Genomic DNA, 17,898 nt, shown 5'->3' with positions numbered 1-17,898 from the left:
GGACACCAGCATATCTGGCATGACTGTTACTCTGGCGCCATCAACTGGAAGTGCGTTATTTTTATTTAGCTGTAACTGCCTGGCCCAAGCCTGAAATATGGTCCGGAGGTGTGGCGGCGGGCGGGGTTTCTGTGTAGCTTGGCTGCCGCATCATTCGGAAAGACCGAGTTCATCGCCTTCCATCTGGACAGCCGAAGGCGCGCGACGTGACCCACGCCTCCAAATCCGCCGAGCTTCGGGTCACGGCCACGCCAAACGGCAGCATGCCGTCAGCCAGGCCGCGGGGCGATGCCCGGGGCGGTCTGCCGGAATCCCTGCGCGGCAATAGCCGGGCGCCGCAGACCCGTGGCACGCGCCTCGTGCAGCTGTTGCCCCTCATGGCCGTGCTGCTGCCTTTGTGCATGCTGGGCGGCGGCGGGTGGGTGATGTGGCGCCTCACCTGGGCCGAGGCGGGCGAGGAACTGCTCCGCTCGGCCGAGGCCACCGCGGAATATGGCGCGCGCGCGCTCACGGGCTATGCCGTCGGCGCGGGCCGCATCAATGAGCGCCTGCGCGGGCTGACGGATGAGCAGGTCCTCAACGCGGGGCCGGGCTTGCAGGGCGAACTCGGCCGCATCATCCGCGAATTGCCGCACGCCGCCTTCGGCCATGTGGTGAGCCGGGAGGGCAGGGCGCTGCTCATCACGGGCCTGCCCTTGCCGGAGGCGGCCGTCTCCATGGCGGACCGCGATTATTTCGAGGCCCTGCGCGCCGAGGATGCGCCGCAGATCTTCGTCAGCCGCCAGTTCAGCGGCCGCATCCAGGGCTCGCTGCTGTTCACCGTGGCGCGCCGCCGCGAGGACACCGGCAATGACCTCCCCCCGGGCGAGACCTTCGATGGCCTCATCGGCGTGTCGGTGGACCCCAACACCCTGGCCGAGGGCATGCGCCGCCTTCAGGCGCCGACGGACAGCCTGGCCTTGGTGCGCGACGATGGCCATGTTCTGAGCCGCAGCCTGGGCCAGACGGAGCCGCTGCCCCAGGTCGCCGTGGACAGCCCCTTCCACGAGATCGCGGCGGGGCGGCGCCATTCGCACATCTACACCTCCTCGCGCACGCAGGATGGGGCGCCCGCGCTCTTCGCGGCCTATCCCGTCGAAGGCTTCGACGTGCATGCGGTGGCGCTGCGCCCGCGGCATGAGATCGTGGCCCGTTGGCAGCGTGCCATGTTGGGCTACATCCTCTTCGGCCTGCCCGCCAGCGCGGCCCTGCTGTGGCTGAGCCTGCGCGTGCGCGCGGACCAGCTGCGCCTGCGCGCCGCCAATGCCGCCCTGGGTCGGGACCTGGAGCGTGACGCCGACCGGCTGAACCGCGCCGCGCGCCTGGGTTTGGTCGGCACCTTCGAGGTGGACCTCGCCACCGGCGTCAGCCTGCGCTCGCCTGAATACATGTCGCTGCAGGGCTTGGCCGCGCGCGCGGCCGTGGAAGGGCATGCCGACTGGGTGCGCCGTCTGCACCCCGATGACCGTGATCGGGCGGAATCCACCCTGCTGGAGGCGGTGTCGGAGACAAGCGGCATCACCGACTACGCGCAGAGCTACCGCATCGTGACGCCGGCGGGCGAGGTGCGCTGGATCGCGGCGCGCGGCGAGATCCAGCGCGACCCCGATGGCCGCCCCCGCGTGCTGCGCGGCGCCCATGTGGATGTGACGCCGTTGCGCGAGACGCAGATGGCGCTGGCCGAGAGCGATGCGCGGCTGCGCCTGGCGCAGGAGGCGGTGGGCATCGGCACCTGGGAATGGTTCCCCGCCAGCCGCACCCTCAACTGGTCGCCCAAGATGATCGAGCTGTGGGGTTTCGACCCCGCCGAGGGCCAGCCCGACCTGCAGGAGGCGATGCGGCGGCTCCACCCCGAGGACCGGATGCGGGTGCGCCGCGAGATGGCGATGGCCAACCGCGCCGGCTGGCTGCGCAGCGAGTTCCGCCTCAACCGCCCCACGGCGGAGGGCGGTGTCGAGACCATCTGGGTCATCGTGCGCGCGCGCCTCGTGCCGCCCGAGGGCGGGCCCGGCGCGCGGCTGATCGGCGTCGCCTATGACGTGACGGAACGCAAGGAGGCCGAGGCGCACAGCGAGATGCTGGCCCATGAGGTCGAGCACCGGGCCAAGAACGCGCTCGCCGTCGTCACGGGCCTGCTGCGCGTCACCACCGCCGACACGCATGAGGAATATGTCGAGGTGCTGGAGGCGCGCATCCGCGCCTTGGCCGGCACCATGGCGCTGCTGGGCCGCCACCGCTGGAAGGGTGCCAGCGTGGCCGACCTGCTGCACCACGAGCTGGAACCCTTTGGGGTGGGCGAGGAGGATGCGCCCGTCACCCTGGAGGGTCCGGAGGTGCTGGTCGGGCCGCATGTGGCGCAGCCCCTCTCCATGGCGCTGCACGAACTCGCCACCAACGCCGCGAAGTATGGCGCGCTCTCCACGGCCGAAGGCCGGCTGGAAGTGCGCTGGTCGCTGCGCGGGCAGGAGGTGGTGCTGCAATGGCGCGAGAGCGGGGGGCCGCCGCTGGAGGGCCCGCCGGAGCGCGTCAGCTTCGGCTCGCAGATCATCACCCACAGCTTCGAGGGCACGCTGGGCGGCACCATCGAGCGCCAGTGGCGCCCCGAGGGGCTGGCCTGCGACATCCGCTTCTCGACCGACCGCGAGGCGCCCGTGTCCGGTCTGCGCGGCTGAAGCTGAAACCCGGCGGCCCACGGGCCGTTGAAGCGGGGAGATGAAGGAGATCCCCGCCATGGCGTCCCACGTCGCCTCCACCTGGCCGAACCCGCCCCCGCCGGAGGTGCCGCCCGCCCCGCCGCCCGGGCCCGATGTCCCCCCGCCCGCGCCGGGGCCTGACCTTCCGCCCATCCCGCAGGAAATGCCGCCCCAGACGCCCGATGGCCCGACCACGCCGCCCCCCGCCGGGCCACGGATGGAGTTGGGCCGATGAAGGTCGTCTGGTGGATCATCGTGCTGGCCATCGTCTCGATCGTGGCCGGCGTGCTGGGGTTGAGCGGCGTGGCGGCCGCCGCGGGCGGCGTCGCCAGCATCCTGTTCTGGGCGCTGATCATCTTTGGCGTGGTGGCGCTCCTGGCGGGGCTCGTCCGGCGCCGATAGCCGGCCGGCGAGCCAGGTTCCGGGAGACCATGGCGTGACCTTCGAACAGGAGCTTCTGGCGCTGCTGCCGCGTCTGCGGGCCTATGCCCGCAACATGGCCCGCAATGCGCATGACGCCGACGATCTGGTCCAGGACACCGTGCTGCGCGCGCTTTCGGCACGGGAGCGCTTCGCGCCGGGCACCAATATGCGTGCCTGGCTGTTCACCATCCTGCGCAACCGCTTCTTCAACACCGTCGCGGCGCATGGGAGAACCAATGTTCCCCTGGAGGACGCGCCGCCCGAGGCCCTGGTCACGCCCCCCGCCCATGAATGGGCCTTCCGCCAGTCGGAGCTGCGGCTGGCGCTGGGCAAGCTGCACCACCTCCAGCGCGAGGCGCTGCTGCTGAGCGTGGGGGCGGAACTGAGTTACGCCGAGATCGGCGAGATCATCGGCTGCCCGGTGGGCACGGTGAAGAGCCGCGTTTTCCGCGCAAGGCAGGAATTGGCGGCGCTGCTGGACCATTCCAGCACCCTGGAACCGGACTCGGTCTGAACCCGTAACCCCGCCCACCCGCCGCGCGTTCAAGGGCGATGGACATTCCCGCACAACCCTTGTCCGCCAGCCTGGACGCGCGCGCCCTGGGCGTGGCCGCCGCGTTGCGGGCCGCGCCGCCGCGCAATGCCGCGGCCGCGTTGCGCCACCTGGCACCCTTGCTGCCGCTGGCGCGGGCCGCGCCGCATGCGCTGTGGCAGGCACTGGTGACGCTGGGCCATGCCGATCTGAGCGCGGGGCGGCTGTTCGAGGGACATGTGAACGTCCTTCACCTGCTGGACGCGCATGGCGACGCCGCGCAGCGCGCACGGGCGGAAGGGGCGGGCCTGCTGGCCATCTGGGGTGCCGACGACCCCGCTGCGCCCGTGCTGCTGGAGGGCGGGCGAATGTCGGGCCGCAAGCTGTTCTGTTCGGGCGCGACCTCGGTGGGCGCCGTGCTGGTCACGGCGCGCACGCCCGAGGGTCCGGTGCTGGTCTGGATCGAGCGGCCCGAGGCGGCGCGCTTCACGGATGGATCGGCCTGGCCCATCGGCGGCATGCGCGCCAGTGAGAGCCGCGCCTGCGCGCTGGACGGGCTGCGGGTGCGGCCAGGGGATGTGATCGGGGGGCCGGGAGACTATTTGGCGCAGCCGGCCTTCTCGGGCGGGATCTGGCGCATCCTCGCGCTGCAACTGGGCGCAATGCGGCGGCTGGACGAGGCCATGCGGGCGCACCTGCTGGCGAATGACCGCGCCGGCCACCCGGCGCAGCGCGCGCGGCTGATGGAGAACGCGCTGGACCTGGAGAGCACCCGCCTCTGGACACTTGCGGCCGCCGAGGCGGTGGAGGCGGGCCAGGACAGCGAGGCCGCGCTGGCCCGGGTCGGGCTGGCGCGCGAGGTGACGACGCGCGCGGCCGAGGGCGTCCTGGCCCGCCTCCGGCGCGGCATCGGGCTGCCTGCCAGTGTGGTGGACGGAACCCCCGGCGGCGCGCCGGTGGAGCGCCTGGCCCGCGACCTCGACAGCTTCCTGCGCCAGCCCGGCCCCGATGCGGCGCTGGACCGCGCGACGGACATCCTCATCGCGCGCGGGGCGGGGGTGCTGGGATGAGCCGCGCCTCCATTCCCGCCGCCTATTTCGACCAGCTCTACCGCGAGCGTCCCGACCCCTGGGACCTGGCGGGCAGCGACTATGAGGCGGCGAAATACGCGGCCACGCTGGACGCCCTGCCGGCGCGCCGCTTCGCGCGTGGGCTGGAGGTGGGGTGTTCCATCGGCACGCTCTCCGCCCTGCTGGCGCCGCGCTGCGGGGAGTTCCTGGGCATTGACCACGCCGAGGCACCGCTGGCCGAGGCGCGGCGGCGCTGCCCGCGAGGCGTCTTCCACCATATGGCCGCGCCCGGCGAATGGCCGGAGGGCCGCTTCGACCTGATCATGTTGTCGGAGATGCTCTACTACCTCGGCTTCGCCGATCTCGACGCCCTGGCGCGCCGTTGCCAGGACAGCCTCGCCCCCGGCGGCGTGGTGCTGCTGGTGAATTGGCGCGGCGAGAATGACGGCACCATGTCGGGCGATGCCGCCACGCTGAGCTTCCTGGCCGCGCTGCCGGCGCATTGGCCCGCGCGGAACCTGGCGCTGGGCCCGCGCTACCGGATGGATATCGCGGAGGCTGGCTAAACCAGCGCCCCCTCCGGCGGCGCCTCGGGCAGGGGGATGCCCAGGCGGCGCAGGGCGCGTTCGGCGGCCCGCGTCTGGCGCGCCAGTTCGAGGGCGGGCACGGGCACGGGTTGCAGGCGCGGCGCCGCGGCGCGCAGCCTGGCCCAGCTCTGGTCCTCCGACAGCCCGGCGGTAAGCGCCACCGCCTCGGCGCCCGCAAGGCCGAGCCGCCCCGCCAGCCGCTCGATCTCGACACCCTCGCGCAGGGCGCGGCGCAGGCGGTGCCGACGCAGAACATGCGAGACGGGTTCGATGGAGGCATCGCAGAAGGGGTCCGCATCCTCCGCGCGGCGGCGGAGCGCATCGGCCATCCCCCCCGCCGCGCGCCCCTTCAGCCGGGCCGAGACATGCACCACGCAATCAGGCGCGTGGCGGATGCGCGCACCGATCTCGGCGAGGCGCGCGAAGAGCAGACGGTCCTCCGCCAGCGGCACGTCGGGCACGCCGCCGCAGCGCCAATAGGCCTCCTTCGCCACGGCGAAATTGGCGCCGGAATGGCCGGTGTGGCGGGGCCAGGGGTCCCAGGGCAGGGGGTCCAGCACGCTGGCCAGCCGGTCGAGCAATTGGGCGAGCCGCGCCTCGGCCCGCGCGCGCTCCCGCACGGCGGGCGGCAGGGTGCGGGCCGAGGCGCGTTCCATGATGGCCCAGCCCGCGATGGCGTCCGACCCCGCCGCATGATGCCGGGCGAGCCCGGCCAGCCAGTTCGGCGCCGGCGTGGCGTCGGCATCGGTGCCGGCCAGAAGGCCTTGCTCGCCCAGCAGGGCGGCGGCGCGGGCCATGGCGAGGCCGCGCGCATGGCCGGCGTGGCGGTCGCTCTCGGGCAGCGTCACCTCCTCCACATGCAGCGGATAGGGCAGGCGGGGGACGAGGCGCCGCGCTACCTCCGCGGTGTCATCGGTGCAGTTGTTGGCCAGCACCACCACGGCGAAGGGCGGGGCGTCGCGCTGCGCGGCCAGGGCGGCCAGGCAGCGCGGCAGCATCCGCGCCTCGTCATGCGCGGGGATGGCGACGGCGAGGGCGGGCGTCACCTGGTCAGCCGCCGGATCGCGTCGTTGAGGGGGATGGCGGCAGCGTCGAAGCCGCGCCAGGGGTCGGGCGGCATGCGCGCATCGGCCAAGGCGGGCAGGGTCAGCGCGGCGGGGTCGAGCCCCGGCTTCACCGCCGACCAGGCGATGGGATGCGCCACCGGCGCGCCCGGCCGCGCGCGGGGCGACCAGTTGGCGATGGCCGTGGCCAGCCGGTCGTTCCGCAGATAATCGAGAAAGATCTTGCCCGTCCGCGCCTTCTTCGCGAGCGTCACGGTGTAGCGATCCGGCGCGTCACGCACCATCAGCGTGCAGAGCAGCCGCGCGAAGGATTTGGCCGCCGCCCAATCCGCCGCCGCCCCACGCGCTGGGATGGCCAGCGGCACGACGAGGTGCAGCCCCTTGCCGCCCGTGACGCGCGGGAAGGCGGTGAGGCCCAGCGCCTTCAGCCGCGCCCGCAATTCCTTCGCGCAGGCGATGATGGCGGGCATCTCCACGCCCTCGGCGGGGTCGAGGTCGAAGACCAGCCGGTCCGGGATCTCGGGGCGGGCGGCGGTGGCGCCCCAGGGGTGCAGTTCCAGGGCCGATATCTGCGCCAGCGCGGCGAGTCCCGCCGCGTCGTCCACCGCCATGTAGGGCTTGTCCTGCCCCTCGATATAGACCTCGCGCAGGGCGGGCGAGGGGGCGTTGCCCGCGTGCCGCTGGAAGAAGAGCGGCTTGCCGAGCCCGCCCGGCGCCCGCAGCACCGAAAGGGGCCGGCCCGCGACATGGGCCAGGATGCGGTCGGCGAAGCGCTCGTAATGCGCGGCCAGCGCCTCCTTCGTCACGGCGGGCGGGCCGGGCCAGAGCACGCGGCCGGGGTTGGAGAGGCGGGCGCCGGAGGTGCGGCGCGGGGCAGAGGGCTTGGCCGGCGGCGTGGCCTCGACCGCCTCGGCGGGCTTGTCCTCGCGTTCGCCGAGGAAGCTGGCGTGGCGCAGGATGCCCTCCTCGGTCCAGCCGCCATAGGCGACTTCCACAACCAGTTCGGGGTCCACCCAGGTCACGTCGCTGAGGCGGGCGGGGGCGCCCTGCTCGAAGGGCGTGGTTTTGCGGCGCAGCCCCTCCAGCCGCTTCAGCAGGCGGGAGGAGGCGGCGGCGTTGAAGCCCGTGCCCACGCGACCGGCATAGCTGAAGCGGCCGTCGCGCTGCAGCCCGACCAGCAGCGCGCCCAGGCCCCGGCCCGAGGCCTGGGGCGAGAAGCCGCCCACCACGAATTCCTCGCGCCCCCGGCATTTGGACTTCACCCAGGACTCACCCCGGCCCGAGCTGTAGGGCGCGTCCTGCCGCTTGGAGACGATGCCCTCCAGCGCGAGGCGGCAGGCGGAGGCCAGCATCTGCGCGCCAGGCGCGTCGAAATCGCCCACGAAGCGCCAGGGGTCGCCCTCTGGCAGCCAGTCGCGCAGCGCCGCCTTGCGGGCGCGCAGGGGTTCGCCCCGCAGGTCGCGGCTTCCGTCGTGCAGCAGGTCGAAGGCGTGGTAGAGCAGGGTCGCCCCGCGTTCACCCGCGAGATGCGCCTGGAGGGCGGCGAAGCTCGTCTCGCCCTTGCGGTCCAAGGCCACCACCTCACCATCCACGAGGCCATCGGGCAAGGCGCGGGCGGCGCGGGTTAGCGGGCCGAAGCGCGCGGTCCAGTCGAGGCCGGTGCGGGTCAGCAGCCGCGCCTTCCCGCCCTCCACGCGCAGCTGCACGCGATAGCCGTCCAGCTTGGGTTCGTGCCGCCAGGCCGCGCCGCTCGGCGGTGTGTCCACCAGGCGGCAGAGCTGGGGTTCCACGAAATCCGGGATGGCGGCGGTGCCGGCCTCGATGGCGGCCAAGGTGCGGCCGGTGGCGATGGAGGTCTCGGCCTTCAGCACCGCATCGCCCTCGCCGGGGCGGGCCATGCTGTCGCGCTCCTTGATGAGCAGCCAGTTGGGTTGGCGCGGGTTCTCGCCGCGGCGGGGCTTGAGGCGCACCAGCAGGAAGCCGCCACGCAGCCGCTCGCCGGCGAGCACGAATTTCAGCTCGCCCTTGGCGAGGTTCTCCTCCACCTGGTCCGGGTCGAGCGGCGCCCAGGCGCCCCGGTCGAAGAGCTGCACCACGCCCGCGCCATAGCCGGGCTTGGGGATGACGCCCTCGAAGCCGGCATAGTCGAGGGGGTGGTCCTCCACCTCCACGGCCAGGCGCTTGTCGGCGGGGTCCAGCGAGGGCCCGCGCGTGACGGCCCAGGATTTCAGCACGCCGCCCCATTCGAGGCGCAAGTCATAGTGCAGCCGACGCGCGGCATGGCGCTGGACGACGAAGGCGAGGCGGCCCTCCTGGGGTGTGCCCCCCTCCGGCTCCGGCGAGCGGCGGAAGTCGCGCTTGGCGCGGTAGCGGTCGAGGGCGGCGCGGGCCATGGCTCAGCCGGCGGCGCGCCGGCGCGTCGCAGGCTTGGGCTTCGCCTTGGCGGCCGGCTTGGATTTGGACTTCGCGGCGGGGGCCTTGGCGGCGGGCTTGGCCTTCGCGGCGGGGCGCGCCTTCCCGCCGCCGCCCTTGCCGCCACCCTGTTCCAGGCTGCGCCGCAGCGCCTCCATCAGGTCAATGACATTGTCCTCGCGCGGGGGCGCCGCCGTCACACCGCCGCCATCGCCATCCTCCTTGGAGGCGATCAGCGCGCGCAGCGCCTCCTCGTAGCGGTCATTGAAGGCGGCGGGGTCGAAGGGGCCCTGCTGCTGCGCGATGATCTTCTCCGCGATCTCGATCATGGGCGCGTTGCGCTTGCTGGAGGGGATGTCGCCGAGGATCTCCTCCTCGTCGCGCATCTCGTGCAGGGCGCGCAGCGTGGTCACCAGCATGCCGCGCCCGCGCGGTTCGATCGCCACCACGCGCTCGCGCGTGGTCAGCACCAGGCGCGCCAGGGCGACCTTCCCGGCCTCTTCCATCGCGGTGCGGATGACGGAGAAGGCGTCGAGCCCGGCCTTGCCATCGGGCACCATGAAATAGGGGTCGCTCCACCAGATGCGGTCGATCTCCGAGGCATCCACGAAGCGTTCGATCTCGATGGTGCGGGTGCTCTCCAGCCGGACGGATTTCAGCTCCTCGTCGGTGAGGAGGATGTGGCGGTCCTTCTCGACCTCATAGCCCTTCACCAGGTCGCGCCGCTCCACCTCGCCCGCCTCGGGGTCGATGGTCTGCATGCGGATGCGGTTGCCGGTGGCGGGGTTGATGAGATGGAAATGCACCTCGTTCGCGGCGGTGGTCGCCGGGAAGAGGGAGACGGGACAGGCGACGAGGGAAAGCTTCAGATGCCCCCGCCAGCTCGGTCGCGGCGCCATGGGTGAACCTCCTGCTGCCGGGCTGGAACGCGGCAGGGGGGCAGGCGTTGCGCCGCGCCCAGGACGGGCGCGGCGCGGGCGCCTCAGGCGGCGGCCTTGTTCACTTCGCGCGTGGCGATGCGGTTCAGCAGGGTGTCGGCCTTCTTCTCTTCCTCGAGCGTCTGGCGGAGAAGCTGCGCCGCTTCCTCATGCCCCATCATCGCGGCCCAGGCGGCCAGCGTGCCATAGCGGGCCATCTCGTAATGCTCCACGGCCTGGCCGCAGGCGATGAGGCCGGCGTCGCGGACCTGGCTGGGCTCCGGCGCCTCCTCCATCAGTTCCTCGGCCTCCTCGATCAGGCCCAGCATCGCTTGGCAGGTCTGGCCCTGGGCGCGCTTGCCGATGATCTCGAAGACGCGGGAGAGGCGGGCCACCTGCTCCTGGGTTTCCTCCCGGTGCTCGGTGAAGGCCTGCTTCAGTGTCTCGCTCTGCGCGGCGCGGGCCATCTTGGGCAGCGCCTTCAACAGCTGGCGCTCGGCGAAATAGACGTCTTTCAGGGTGGTCAGGAACAGCTTGTCCATCGAATACATGGGCGTTTCTCCTTGCATGAAGCGGGCGTGTCGCCCGTGCTTCCGGAACCGGCATCGCGGCGGGGGGTTCATCCATGAAGTTTCAGACACCCAGGGCAACCCGCTGGTCCGGCTGTCGTTCCGGTTCGCGTCGGTGCGGGAGGGGCGGCTTGATGGGGATGATGGAGAACTTGCCGGCGGGACGTTTCGCGGCCTGGCTGTGCGCGTCCGGCCCAGGCGCCGTGCTGCTGAGCGCGGGCCAGAACATGGGCCTGGCCGCGGCCGCGGCGCGGCATCTCGCGCGCGCCGGGCAGGACGTTCTGCTGCTGCACGCGCAGGCCGACGAGGCCCTGGCCCTTTCCACAGCGCTCGACGTGGAGGCCGAGGGCCGGCGCTGCGAACTGGTCGCGGGCGCGCTGGACGATATCGAGGCCTGCGAGGAGGCCGCGCTGCACGCCGCCTTCCTGGGCCGTGGCCGCATCGCGGCGCTGGTCTGCGTGGAGGGTTCGGCGCCCGGCGCGCGGCAGGATGTCGCGGGCTTCGGCGCCGTGCTGCGCGCGGCGGTGCCACTGCTGGCGCCGGATGCGCGGGTGGTCCACCTCCATCCCGAATTGCCGCGCGATGCGGGGCAGGAGGCGCTGTCCGCGCGTCGCCTGCTGCAGCGTTCCGCGCGGCGGATGCTCGGCCGGCTGCGGCGTGAGCATGGGCTGCACGGGTTGCGCGTGACCGCCGCCGTCGGATGGGGATGGACGGCCGAACAGGGCCGCGCGGGGCTGGAGGCCGGCTCCTGGGCACCTTCGGCAGGCTGAACGGGTAACCAACGCCGACGCGTTGCGTTCTCCCTGCAAGCTGCCTCGTGCAGCGCAAGCAGGAGGATGACATGACCCAACGTAATTTCACGCGGCTACCGCTGCTCGCCGTCACGCTGACGGGTGGCCTCGCGCTTGGTGGCGCGGCCTTCGCGCAGCAGGCGCCCAATCCCACCGCCCCGCCCGCTTCGGCCACGCCGGGCGCGCCCCCCACGGGCACCCAGGCACCGGCGACCGCCGGGCAGGGCCAGCAGGCCCCCGTGCAGCGCCAGGCGCCGCAGCCCCCGGCCTCGGGTGAATCCGCGCGGCCCGCTCCGGCGGAACGCGGCGGCGTCGCGCCTGGCGGCATGGTGCCGGGCACGCGCGCGGGCGATTACCCGGGCATGCGTCCCCGCACGCAGCAGGATGGGGCCCAGCAGGGTGGCGCGCAGCAGGGTGGCGCGGCGGGACAGGCGCGCGGCACGGGTGCCGGTGGCGCCACGACGGCCCCCGCCGCCTCGGGCGGGCCGGCCGGCCCCAGCCCCGGCAGCCCGACCGCGACCACGGATCAGCGCCCGCCGGTGCCGCAGCAGCCGCAGGGCCAGCCACCTGTCTCCTATGGCACGCCGCAAAATCCGGACAACCCCGCGGCCGCGGCGGCGCCCGCCCCGACCGGTGCGCCGGCCGCCCAGCCGCAGGTGAGCCCGGGCGCCGCGCAGACCCCTGCCACCCCGCCGCAGCAGCCCGACCGGACGCCCACGCCGCAGCAGCCCTCGGGTGGCACACAGCCGGGCGGCTGAGGCCATCTTCCCACCGGGGCGGCGTTCCTCACGCCGCCCCTTTTCTTGTCTGGAGTATTGCGTGTGTCGTTGCACCAATTGATCGGCCTCACCCTGCGCAGGGCGGACCGTCACGTGCTGGGCCAAGTGGTGGACATCGTATTCGTGCCCGTGACCCCCGGCCCGATCGAGGTGCCGCGCCACCAGGTCGAGGGCGGACTGGTGGCGTGGGCGATGGTGGCGCCCCCGGGTGGCGATGCCCGCCCCATGCCCTTCGAGATCACGCGGCTTGAGCATGACCCCGCGGGTGACGGGATCATCCCCGCCGCCTCAGCCGGCTGAGCGCATGAAAAACGGGCCGGGGCTGATGCCGCCGGCCCGTTTGATATCCTGTGAAATCCTGTTGCGCGCTCAGCGCAGCCCCAGGAAGCCCAGGATGAAGAGGACGATCACGACGGCGCCCACGATATAAACGATGCTGTTCATGGCATATCTCCTTTCCGATGGTGAGCTAACGGGAGTGGCGTGGCACGGTTGCAGCGCCGTCACGTTCAAGGCGCGAAAAATGAACGCCCGGTGGATCACTAAATATGCAATTGCACGCGTATGGGGCGTTTTCAGGCGTGGCGGTCCAGAAATGCCGATTTTCAAAACGTAAAATTTAGTTTGCGCCGCGGCGATGCACGTAACCTCCAGGTGGTTTCACACCCCCCGTGAGGACGCCATGCGCGAACCCAGCCATTCCGTCACCCGCCGCGGCCTGTTGGCCGCCCCCTTGGCCGTCGGGCTGACCGCCCCCTTGGCCGCGCCCGCCCTCGGCCAGCAGGCGCCGATCCGGGTCGGCGTGCTGCATTCGCTGTCGGGCACCATGGCCATCAGCGAGACCGCGCTGCGCGACACCGTGCTGATGATGGTCGAGGCGCAGAACGCGCAGGGCGGGCTGCTGGGCCGGCGGCTGGAGGCCGTGGTGGTGGACCCCGCCTCCAACTGGCCCCTCTTTGCCGAGAAGGCGCGCGAGCTGCTGCAGATTTCGCGCGTGGACGTGACCTTCGGCTGCTGGACGTCCGTCTCGCGCAAATCCGTGCTGCCGGTCTTCGAGGAACTGAACGGGCTGCTCTTCTACCCCGTGCAGTATGAAGGCGAGGAGGAAAGCCGGAACATCTTCTACACCGGCGCCGCCCCAAACCAGCAGGCCATCCCGGCCGTGGAATACCTGCTGGGCGCCGATGGCGGCGAAGCCAAGCGCATCGCGCTGCTGGGCACGGACTATGTCTATCCCCGCACCACCAACCGCATCCTGCGCGGCTTCCTGAACTCCAAGGGCATTCCTGACGCGGACATCCTGGAGGAATACACCCCCTTCGGCCACAGCGACTGGCAGGGCATCGTGGCGCGCGTGAAGCGCTTCGCGGGCGAGGGCAAGAAGACCGCCATCGTCAGCACCATCAATGGCGATGCGAACGTTCCCTTCTACCGCGAGCTGGGCAACCAGGGCATCCGCGCCGAGGACATCCCCTGCGTCGCGTTCAGCGTGGGCGAGGAGGAGCTGGCGGGCATCGACACCCGCCCGCTGGTGGGGCACCTCGCGGCGTGGAACTACTTCATGTCCGTGCAGTCGCCCGCCAACACCGAGTTCCTGACCATGTGGCGCAACTACATCCGCAACCCGCGCCGCGTGACCAACGACCCGATGGAGGCCACCCTCATCGGCTTCAAGATGTGGGCGCAGGCCGTCACCGCCGCGCGCGGCACGGGCGTGGATGCGGTGCGCGAGGCGCTCTACGGGCAGAAGGTGGCGGCGCCCTCGGGCTATGAGGTGGAGATGCACCGCAACCATCACCTCTCGAAGCCGGTGATGATCGGCGAAATCCGCGCCGATGGGCAGTTCGACATCGTCAGCCGCACGCCGACGGCCATCGTGGCCGAGAACTGGTCGCCCTTCATCCCCGAGAACGCGAACCGCCGGCGCTGATGCCAAGCCCAGGGGGCGGCATGCGCCCGCCCCCTTTTCGTGGCGCGAAGAAGGAAGCGGCGGAGTTGATGCCCTGGTTTTTGCTGCGCGGCTTGGCCGCCGCGCTGGCCCTGCTGCTGTTCCTGGCACCCGCCCGGGCGCAGGAATATGAGGCGCTGTTGCCGGGCCTGGCCGGCGGCTTCGCGCAGCAGGCCGAGACGGTGGAGCGGCTTGGCCTGCTGGGCGACCCGCGCGCCATTCCGCTGTTGCAGGCCATGGCGGATGCGCGGCTGCTGCGGCTGGCCGATGGCAGCTTCGCCCCGCAGCAGGGTGCGGCGCCGCCCGAGGGCGCCACGCTGATCCGCATCAACAACCGCGTGCGGGGCGCGCTTCGTGGCGCGCTGGGCCGGCTGCAACTGGTCTCGCCCGACCCGGCCGAGCGGCTGCGCGCCGCGGAGGCCATCCTGCGCAACCGAAGCGCGGCCGACATCCCGTTGATCGAGGCCGCGCTGGCGCGCGAGACGCAGGCGCCCATCCGCGTGCGGCTCGGGCTGGCGCTGGGGGGTGCGCGGCTGGCGTCGGAGGATGTGGCGGTGCGGCGGGAGGGGATCGCGGCGCTGGGCGCCTCCGCCTCGCCCGAGGCGCGGGGACAGTTGCTCGCCGCGCGTGCCGCCAATGCCGAATTGCTGCCGGAAATCGAGGCCGCCATCGCCGCCATTGATCGCCGCCTGCAACTGCGCCGTGCGGCGGAGACGATGTTCCAAGGGCTCTCGCTCGGCTCGGTGCTGCTGCTGGCGGCGCTGGGGCTCGCCATCACCTTCGGCGTGATGGGCGTCATCAACATGGCCCATGGCGAGTTCGTGATGCTGGGCGCCTACACCACCGTGGTGGTGCAGGAACTTTGTCGTGGCATTCCCGAACTCGCGCCGTGGTCGCTTCCCTTGGCCGTGCCGGCCGCCTTCCTGGTGACGGCCGCCATCGGCGCCGCGATGGAGCGCGGGCTGATCCGCCACCTCTATGGCCGCCCGCTGGAGACGCTGCTGCTGACCTTCGGCGTGGGGATGATCCTGCAGCAGGTGGTGCGCCTCACCTTCGGCGCGCAGAACCGCGAAGTCATCAGCCCCGACTGGATGATGGGCACGCTGCTGCTGCCCGGAGGCGTCGCGGTCACGCAGAACCGCCTCTGGATCATCCTCTTCGCATTGGCCGTGCTGCTGGCCTGCTTCGCCGCCATCAGGCTCACGCGCTTCGGGCTGGAGATGCGCGCCGTGGTGCAGAACCGGCGCATCGCGGCCACCATGGGCATCCGCACCGGGCGGGTGGACGCGATGACCTTTGCCTTCGGATCGGGCCTCGCGGGGTTGGCCGGCGTGGCGCTGAGCCAGATTGACAACGTCTCGCCCAATCTCGGCACGGGCTACATCATCGACAGCTTCATGGTGGTGGTGTTCGGCGGCGTGGGGTCGCTGATGGGCACGCTGATCGGGGCTTTCAGCCTGGGGCTGCTGAACAAGGTGCTGGAGCCCTATACGGGCGTGGTGCTGGCCAAGGTGGCGGTGCTGGTCGGCATCATGCTGTTCATCCAGCGCAGGCCCAAGGGCCTGTTCGCGCTGAAGGGGCGCGCGGCCGACCAATGAACCGTCGCCTCGTCCTGCTGCTGTGCGTGCTGGCGCTGGCGGCACTTCCGGCCTTCAACGCGCTGCCGGCCGAGCATCCGCTGCATGTCCCGGATTTCCTCGTGAGCGTGGTGGGCAAGTGGATCTGCTACGCCATTCTCGCCTTGGCCATTGATCTTGCCTGGGGCTATGCGGGCATTCTCTCGCTGGGCCATGGCGCCTTCTTCGCGCTGGGCGGCTACGCGATCGGGATGCACCTGATGCGGCTGATCGGGCCGCGCGGCGTCTATGGCCATCCGGTGCTGCCGGACTTCATGGTGTTCCTGGGCTACACGGAGCTGCCCTGGTATTGGCTGGGCTTCGACTGGTTCGCCTTCGCCTTCCTCATGGCGCTGTTTGTCCCTGGGCTGCTGGCGCTGGTGGTGGGGTGGCTCGCGTTTCGCAGCCGCATCACGGGCGTTTATCTCTCCATCATCACCCAGGCCATGACCTATGCGCTGATGCTGGCCTTCTTCCGCAATGACATGGGCTTCGGCGGCAATAACGGCTTCACCGACTTCAAGGAATTGCTGGGCATGCCGCTCAATACGGCGGGCACGCGGGCCACGCTGTTCTATGCCTCGCTGGCCACGCTGGTGCTGGTGTTCTGGGGCTGCGCGCATCTGACGCAAACCAAGCTCGGCCGCGTGCTGACAGCCATCCGCGATGCCGAGAGCCGCACGCGCTTCCTGGGCTATGACGTGACACAGCACAAGCTCTTCGTCTTCGTGCTCTCGGCCATGATCGCGGGGCTGGCGGGCGCGCTCTATGTGCCGCAGGTGGGCATCATCAACCCCTCAGAATTCTCGCCGGGCAATTCCATCGAGGCGGTGGTGTGGGTGGCCTTCGGCGGCCGCGGCACGCTGGTGGGGGCGGTGCTGGGCGCCTTCTCGGTGAACGCGCTCAAGACCTGGCTGACCTCGGTGGCGCCGGACCTCTGGCTGATCGTGCTGGGGCTGTTGTTCGTCATCGTGACGCTGCTGCTGCCCAAGGGGCTCATCGGCCTGCTGCGGAGGCGCCAGCCATGAGCACCGCGGGCCTTTATGTGGACGGCGTCACCGTCACCTTCGACGGCTTTCGCGCGCTGAACAACCTCTCCCTGCTGGTCGAACCCGGTGAGTTGCGCGCCGTCATCGGCCCCAATGGCGCGGGCAAGACGACGATGATGGACGTCCTCACCGGCAAGACACGGCCCGACACCGGCATCGTCCGCTTCGCCGCGCGGGACCTGACGCGGCTGGACGAAGCCGCCATCGCCATGCTGGGCATCGGGCGGAAATTCCAGAAGCCCACCGTCTTCGACGCGCTGACCGTCTTCGAGAATCTGGAGCTGGCGTTGAAAGCCCCGCGCGGGCCCATCGCCTGCCTGCGCTGGGTGCTGTCGGGCCAGGCGCGCGCGCGCATCGAGGCCACGATGGAACAAATCGGCCTCACCGCCCGGCGCGAGGACCTGGCCGGGCTGCTCAGCCACGGCCAGCGCCAATGGCTCGAGATCGGCATGCTGCTGATGCAGGAACCCGAACTCCTGCTGGTGGACGAACCCGTGGCCGGCATGACCGACCATGAGACCGAGCAGACCGCCGCCCTGCTGCGCGGCATCGCGGGCACGCGCAGCGTGGTGGTGGTGGAGCACGATCTGGAATTCGTCCGCGCGCTCGATTGCCGGGTCACGGTGCTGCACGAGGGCAGCGTGCTGTCCGAGGGCTCCATCACCCATGTGCAGGCCGATCCGCGCGTCATCGAAGTCTATCTGGGGCGCTGAGCGATGCTGAGTGTCGAAGGCGTGGACCTCTCCTATGGCGCGAGCCGCTGCCTGCGGGGCGTTTCGCTCGCCGTGCAGCCGGGCCAAGTGGCGGCCGTGCTGGGGCGCAACGGGGTGGGCAAGTCCTCGCTGCTGCGGGCGATCATGGGGCTGGAGCGCATCCAGGGCGGGCGCATCACCTGGGAGGGGCGGAACCTCGCGGGCCTCTCGCCCGCCGATCGCGCGCGGGCGGGCATCGGCTATGTGCCGCAGGGGCGCGAGATCTTTCCCTTCCTGACGGTGCAGGAAAACCTGGAGACGGCGCTGGCCGCCGCCCCGCGCGGCAGCAAGGTGGACCCGGAGGTGTTCGACCTCTTTCCCATCCTGCGGCAATTCCTGCGGCGGCGGGGAGGCGACCTTTCTGGCGGGCAGCAACAGCAGCTCGCCATCGCGCGAGCGATGACGGCGCGGCCTCGCCTGCTGATCCTGGACGAGCCGACAGAGGGCATCCAGCCCAACGTCATCAAGGACATCGGCCGCGTGATCCGTCACCTCGCGCGGGACCGCAACTTCGCGGTGGTGCTGGTCGAGCAGTATTTCGAATTCGCGCGCGACCTCGCGGACCACATCACGGTGATGGTCCGCGGCGAGGTGGCGCTGGCCGGCCCCACCGAGGCGTTGGACGAGGCCGCGGTGCGCCGGCTGCTGACGGTCTGA

General features: G+C 71.5%; 19 protein-coding genes. 14 read left to right on the top strand and 5 right to left on the bottom strand.

The genetic code is table 11. From position 1 onward, the window contains the following. Positions 1-263 precede the first annotated feature (263 nt). Genes ICW72_RS04780 through ICW72_RS04755 form a run of 6 tightly spaced genes read left to right on the top strand, consistent with a single transcriptional unit; the run spans position 264 to position 5,323 of the window. Positions 264-2,711, top strand: coding sequence for a sensor histidine kinase (locus tag ICW72_RS04780; protein ID WP_191085179.1), 2,448 nt, complete (start codon positions 264-266; stop codon positions 2,709-2,711). A gap of 58 nt (positions 2,712-2,769) precedes the next feature. Further along, positions 2,770-2,967 (top strand): hypothetical protein, encoded by a 198-nt coding sequence (locus ICW72_RS04775; RefSeq protein ID WP_191086359.1) that lies wholly within the window; start codon positions 2,770-2,772, stop codon positions 2,965-2,967. Beyond that, positions 2,964-3,134: a DUF1328 family protein gene (locus tag ICW72_RS04770; RefSeq protein ID WP_191085178.1), complete on the top strand. Its 171-nt coding sequence runs from the start codon at positions 2,964-2,966 to the stop codon at positions 3,132-3,134. The genes ICW72_RS04775 and ICW72_RS04770 overlap by 4 nt, the downstream gene beginning before the upstream one ends. Before the next feature lie 34 nt (positions 3,135-3,168). Then, a complete protein-coding gene (locus tag ICW72_RS04765) occupies positions 3,169-3,669 on the top strand; it encodes a sigma-70 family RNA polymerase sigma factor (RefSeq protein WP_191085177.1) in 501 nt (166 codons plus the stop codon). Positions 3,670-3,728: 59 nt separating this feature from the next. Next, a complete protein-coding gene (locus ICW72_RS04760) occupies positions 3,729-4,757 on the top strand; it encodes an acyl-CoA dehydrogenase family protein (protein WP_191085176.1) in 1,029 nt (342 codons plus the stop codon). Beyond that, positions 4,754-5,323, top strand: coding sequence for a class I SAM-dependent DNA methyltransferase (locus tag ICW72_RS04755; protein ID WP_191085175.1), 570 nt, complete (start codon positions 4,754-4,756; stop codon positions 5,321-5,323). The genes ICW72_RS04760 and ICW72_RS04755 overlap by 4 nt, the downstream gene beginning before the upstream one ends. Here the strand turns inward: ICW72_RS04755 and ICW72_RS04750 are convergent. From ICW72_RS04750 to ICW72_RS04735, 4 genes are all read right to left on the bottom strand, one after another. Beyond that, positions 5,320-6,390: a glycosyltransferase gene (locus ICW72_RS04750; RefSeq protein WP_191085174.1), complete on the bottom strand. Its 1,071-nt coding sequence runs from the start codon at positions 6,388-6,390 to the stop codon at positions 5,320-5,322. The genes ICW72_RS04755 and ICW72_RS04750 overlap by 4 nt on opposite strands. Then, entirely contained in the window at positions 6,387-8,801 is a 2,415-nt protein-coding gene (gene ligD / locus ICW72_RS04745) for a DNA ligase D (protein ID WP_191085173.1), read from the bottom strand. Before ligD ends, ICW72_RS04750 begins: the two co-directional genes overlap by 4 nt. Positions 8,802-8,804: 3 nt before the next feature. Then, entirely contained in the window at positions 8,805-9,719 is a 915-nt protein-coding gene (gene ku, locus ICW72_RS04740; protein WP_191085172.1) for a non-homologous end joining protein Ku, read from the bottom strand. 83 nt (positions 9,720-9,802) lie between these two features. Further along, positions 9,803-10,288 (bottom strand): YciE/YciF ferroxidase family protein, encoded by a 486-nt coding sequence (locus ICW72_RS04735; RefSeq protein ID WP_223880827.1) that lies wholly within the window; start codon positions 10,286-10,288, stop codon positions 9,803-9,805. A 170-nt stretch (positions 10,289-10,458) separates the two neighbouring features. Here ICW72_RS04735 and ICW72_RS04730 point away from each other — a divergent pair, with 170 nt between their 5' ends. From ICW72_RS04730 to ICW72_RS04720, 3 genes are all read left to right on the top strand, one after another. Continuing rightward, the gene (locus tag ICW72_RS04730; RefSeq protein ID WP_191085170.1) at positions 10,459-11,076 is read left to right on the top strand and encodes a hypothetical protein; all 618 of its coding nucleotides are present in this window, start codon (positions 10,459-10,461) and stop codon (positions 11,074-11,076) included. 71 nt (positions 11,077-11,147) lie between these two features. Further along, positions 11,148-11,855 carry a hypothetical protein gene (locus tag ICW72_RS04725; protein WP_191085169.1) on the top strand — a complete coding sequence of 236 codons (708 nt, stop codon included), beginning with the start codon at positions 11,148-11,150 and terminating at the stop codon, positions 11,853-11,855. A 63-nt stretch (positions 11,856-11,918) separates the two neighbouring features. Further along, on the top strand, positions 11,919-12,176 hold the full coding sequence (locus ICW72_RS04720) for a hypothetical protein (protein ID WP_191085168.1): 258 nt from the start codon (positions 11,919-11,921) through the stop codon (positions 12,174-12,176). Positions 12,177-12,245: 69 nt separating this feature from the next. Here ICW72_RS04720 and ICW72_RS04715 read toward each other — a convergent pair whose 3' ends face one another. Then, positions 12,246-12,389: a hypothetical protein gene (locus ICW72_RS04715; RefSeq protein WP_191085167.1), complete on the bottom strand. Its 144-nt coding sequence runs from the start codon at positions 12,387-12,389 to the stop codon at positions 12,246-12,248. Between the two features lie 169 nt (positions 12,390-12,558). Here ICW72_RS04715 and urtA point away from each other — a divergent pair, with 169 nt between their 5' ends. From urtA to urtE, 5 genes are read left to right on the top strand one after another with little or no spacing between them, the layout of a single operon-like run. Continuing rightward, positions 12,559-13,806 (top strand): urea ABC transporter substrate-binding protein, encoded by a 1,248-nt coding sequence (gene urtA, locus ICW72_RS04710; RefSeq protein ID WP_191085166.1) that lies wholly within the window; start codon positions 12,559-12,561, stop codon positions 13,804-13,806. A gap of 20 nt (positions 13,807-13,826) precedes the next feature. Then, entirely contained in the window at positions 13,827-15,422 is a 1,596-nt protein-coding gene (gene urtB, locus ICW72_RS04705) for an urea ABC transporter permease subunit UrtB (protein ID WP_223880826.1), read from the top strand. Next, positions 15,419-16,468: an urea ABC transporter permease subunit UrtC gene (urtC, locus tag ICW72_RS04700; RefSeq protein WP_191085165.1), complete on the top strand. Its 1,050-nt coding sequence runs from the start codon at positions 15,419-15,421 to the stop codon at positions 16,466-16,468. Before urtB ends, urtC begins: the two co-directional genes overlap by 4 nt. Further along, positions 16,465-17,202, top strand: a complete 738-nt coding sequence (urtD, locus tag ICW72_RS04695) for an urea ABC transporter ATP-binding protein UrtD (RefSeq protein WP_191085164.1) — start codon at positions 16,465-16,467, stop codon at positions 17,200-17,202. Before urtC ends, urtD begins: the two co-directional genes overlap by 4 nt. A gap of 3 nt (positions 17,203-17,205) precedes the next feature. Next, a complete protein-coding gene (gene urtE / locus ICW72_RS04690) occupies positions 17,206-17,898 on the top strand; it encodes an urea ABC transporter ATP-binding subunit UrtE (protein WP_191085163.1) in 693 nt (230 codons plus the stop codon).

It is taken from the genome of Roseococcus microcysteis (genome assembly GCF_014764365.1).
GTDB lineage: Bacteria > Pseudomonadota > Alphaproteobacteria > Acetobacterales > Acetobacteraceae > Roseococcus > Roseococcus microcysteis.
This window is presented reverse-complemented; position numbering and strand designations above follow the sequence as displayed.

What these genes read in the sequence shown, in the direction of transcription:
- ICW72_RS04770 (WP_191085178.1), top strand. Translation starts at nt 2,964, where the DNA reads ATGAAGGTCGTCTGGTGGATCATCGTGCTGGCCATCGTCTCGATCGTG.
- ICW72_RS04755 (WP_191085175.1), top strand. Translation starts at nt 4,754, where the DNA reads ATGAGCCGCGCCTCCATTCCCGCCGCCTATTTCGACCAGCTCTACCGC.
- ligD (WP_191085173.1), bottom strand. Translation starts at nt 8,801, where the DNA reads ATGGCCCGCGCCGCCCTCGACCGCTACCGCGCCAAGCGCGACTTCCGC.
- ICW72_RS04775 (WP_191086359.1), top strand. Translation starts at nt 2,770, where the DNA reads ATGGCGTCCCACGTCGCCTCCACCTGGCCGAACCCGCCCCCGCCGGAG.
- urtD (WP_191085164.1), top strand. Translation starts at nt 16,465, where the DNA reads ATGAGCACCGCGGGCCTTTATGTGGACGGCGTCACCGTCACCTTCGAC.
- ku (WP_191085172.1), bottom strand. Translation starts at nt 9,719, where the DNA reads ATGGCGCCGCGACCGAGCTGGCGGGGGCATCTGAAGCTTTCCCTCGTC.
- urtB (WP_223880826.1), top strand. Translation starts at nt 13,827, where the DNA reads ATGCGCCCGCCCCCTTTTCGTGGCGCGAAGAAGGAAGCGGCGGAGTTG.
- urtA (WP_191085166.1), top strand. Translation starts at nt 12,559, where the DNA reads ATGCGCGAACCCAGCCATTCCGTCACCCGCCGCGGCCTGTTGGCCGCC.
- urtE (WP_191085163.1), top strand. Translation starts at nt 17,206, where the DNA reads ATGCTGAGTGTCGAAGGCGTGGACCTCTCCTATGGCGCGAGCCGCTGC.
- ICW72_RS04725 (WP_191085169.1), top strand. Translation starts at nt 11,148, where the DNA reads ATGACCCAACGTAATTTCACGCGGCTACCGCTGCTCGCCGTCACGCTG.
- urtC (WP_191085165.1), top strand. Translation starts at nt 15,419, where the DNA reads ATGAACCGTCGCCTCGTCCTGCTGCTGTGCGTGCTGGCGCTGGCGGCA.
- ICW72_RS04735 (WP_223880827.1), bottom strand. Translation starts at nt 10,288, where the DNA reads ATGTATTCGATGGACAAGCTGTTCCTGACCACCCTGAAAGACGTCTAT.
- ICW72_RS04780 (WP_191085179.1), top strand. Translation starts at nt 264, where the DNA reads ATGCCGTCAGCCAGGCCGCGGGGCGATGCCCGGGGCGGTCTGCCGGAA.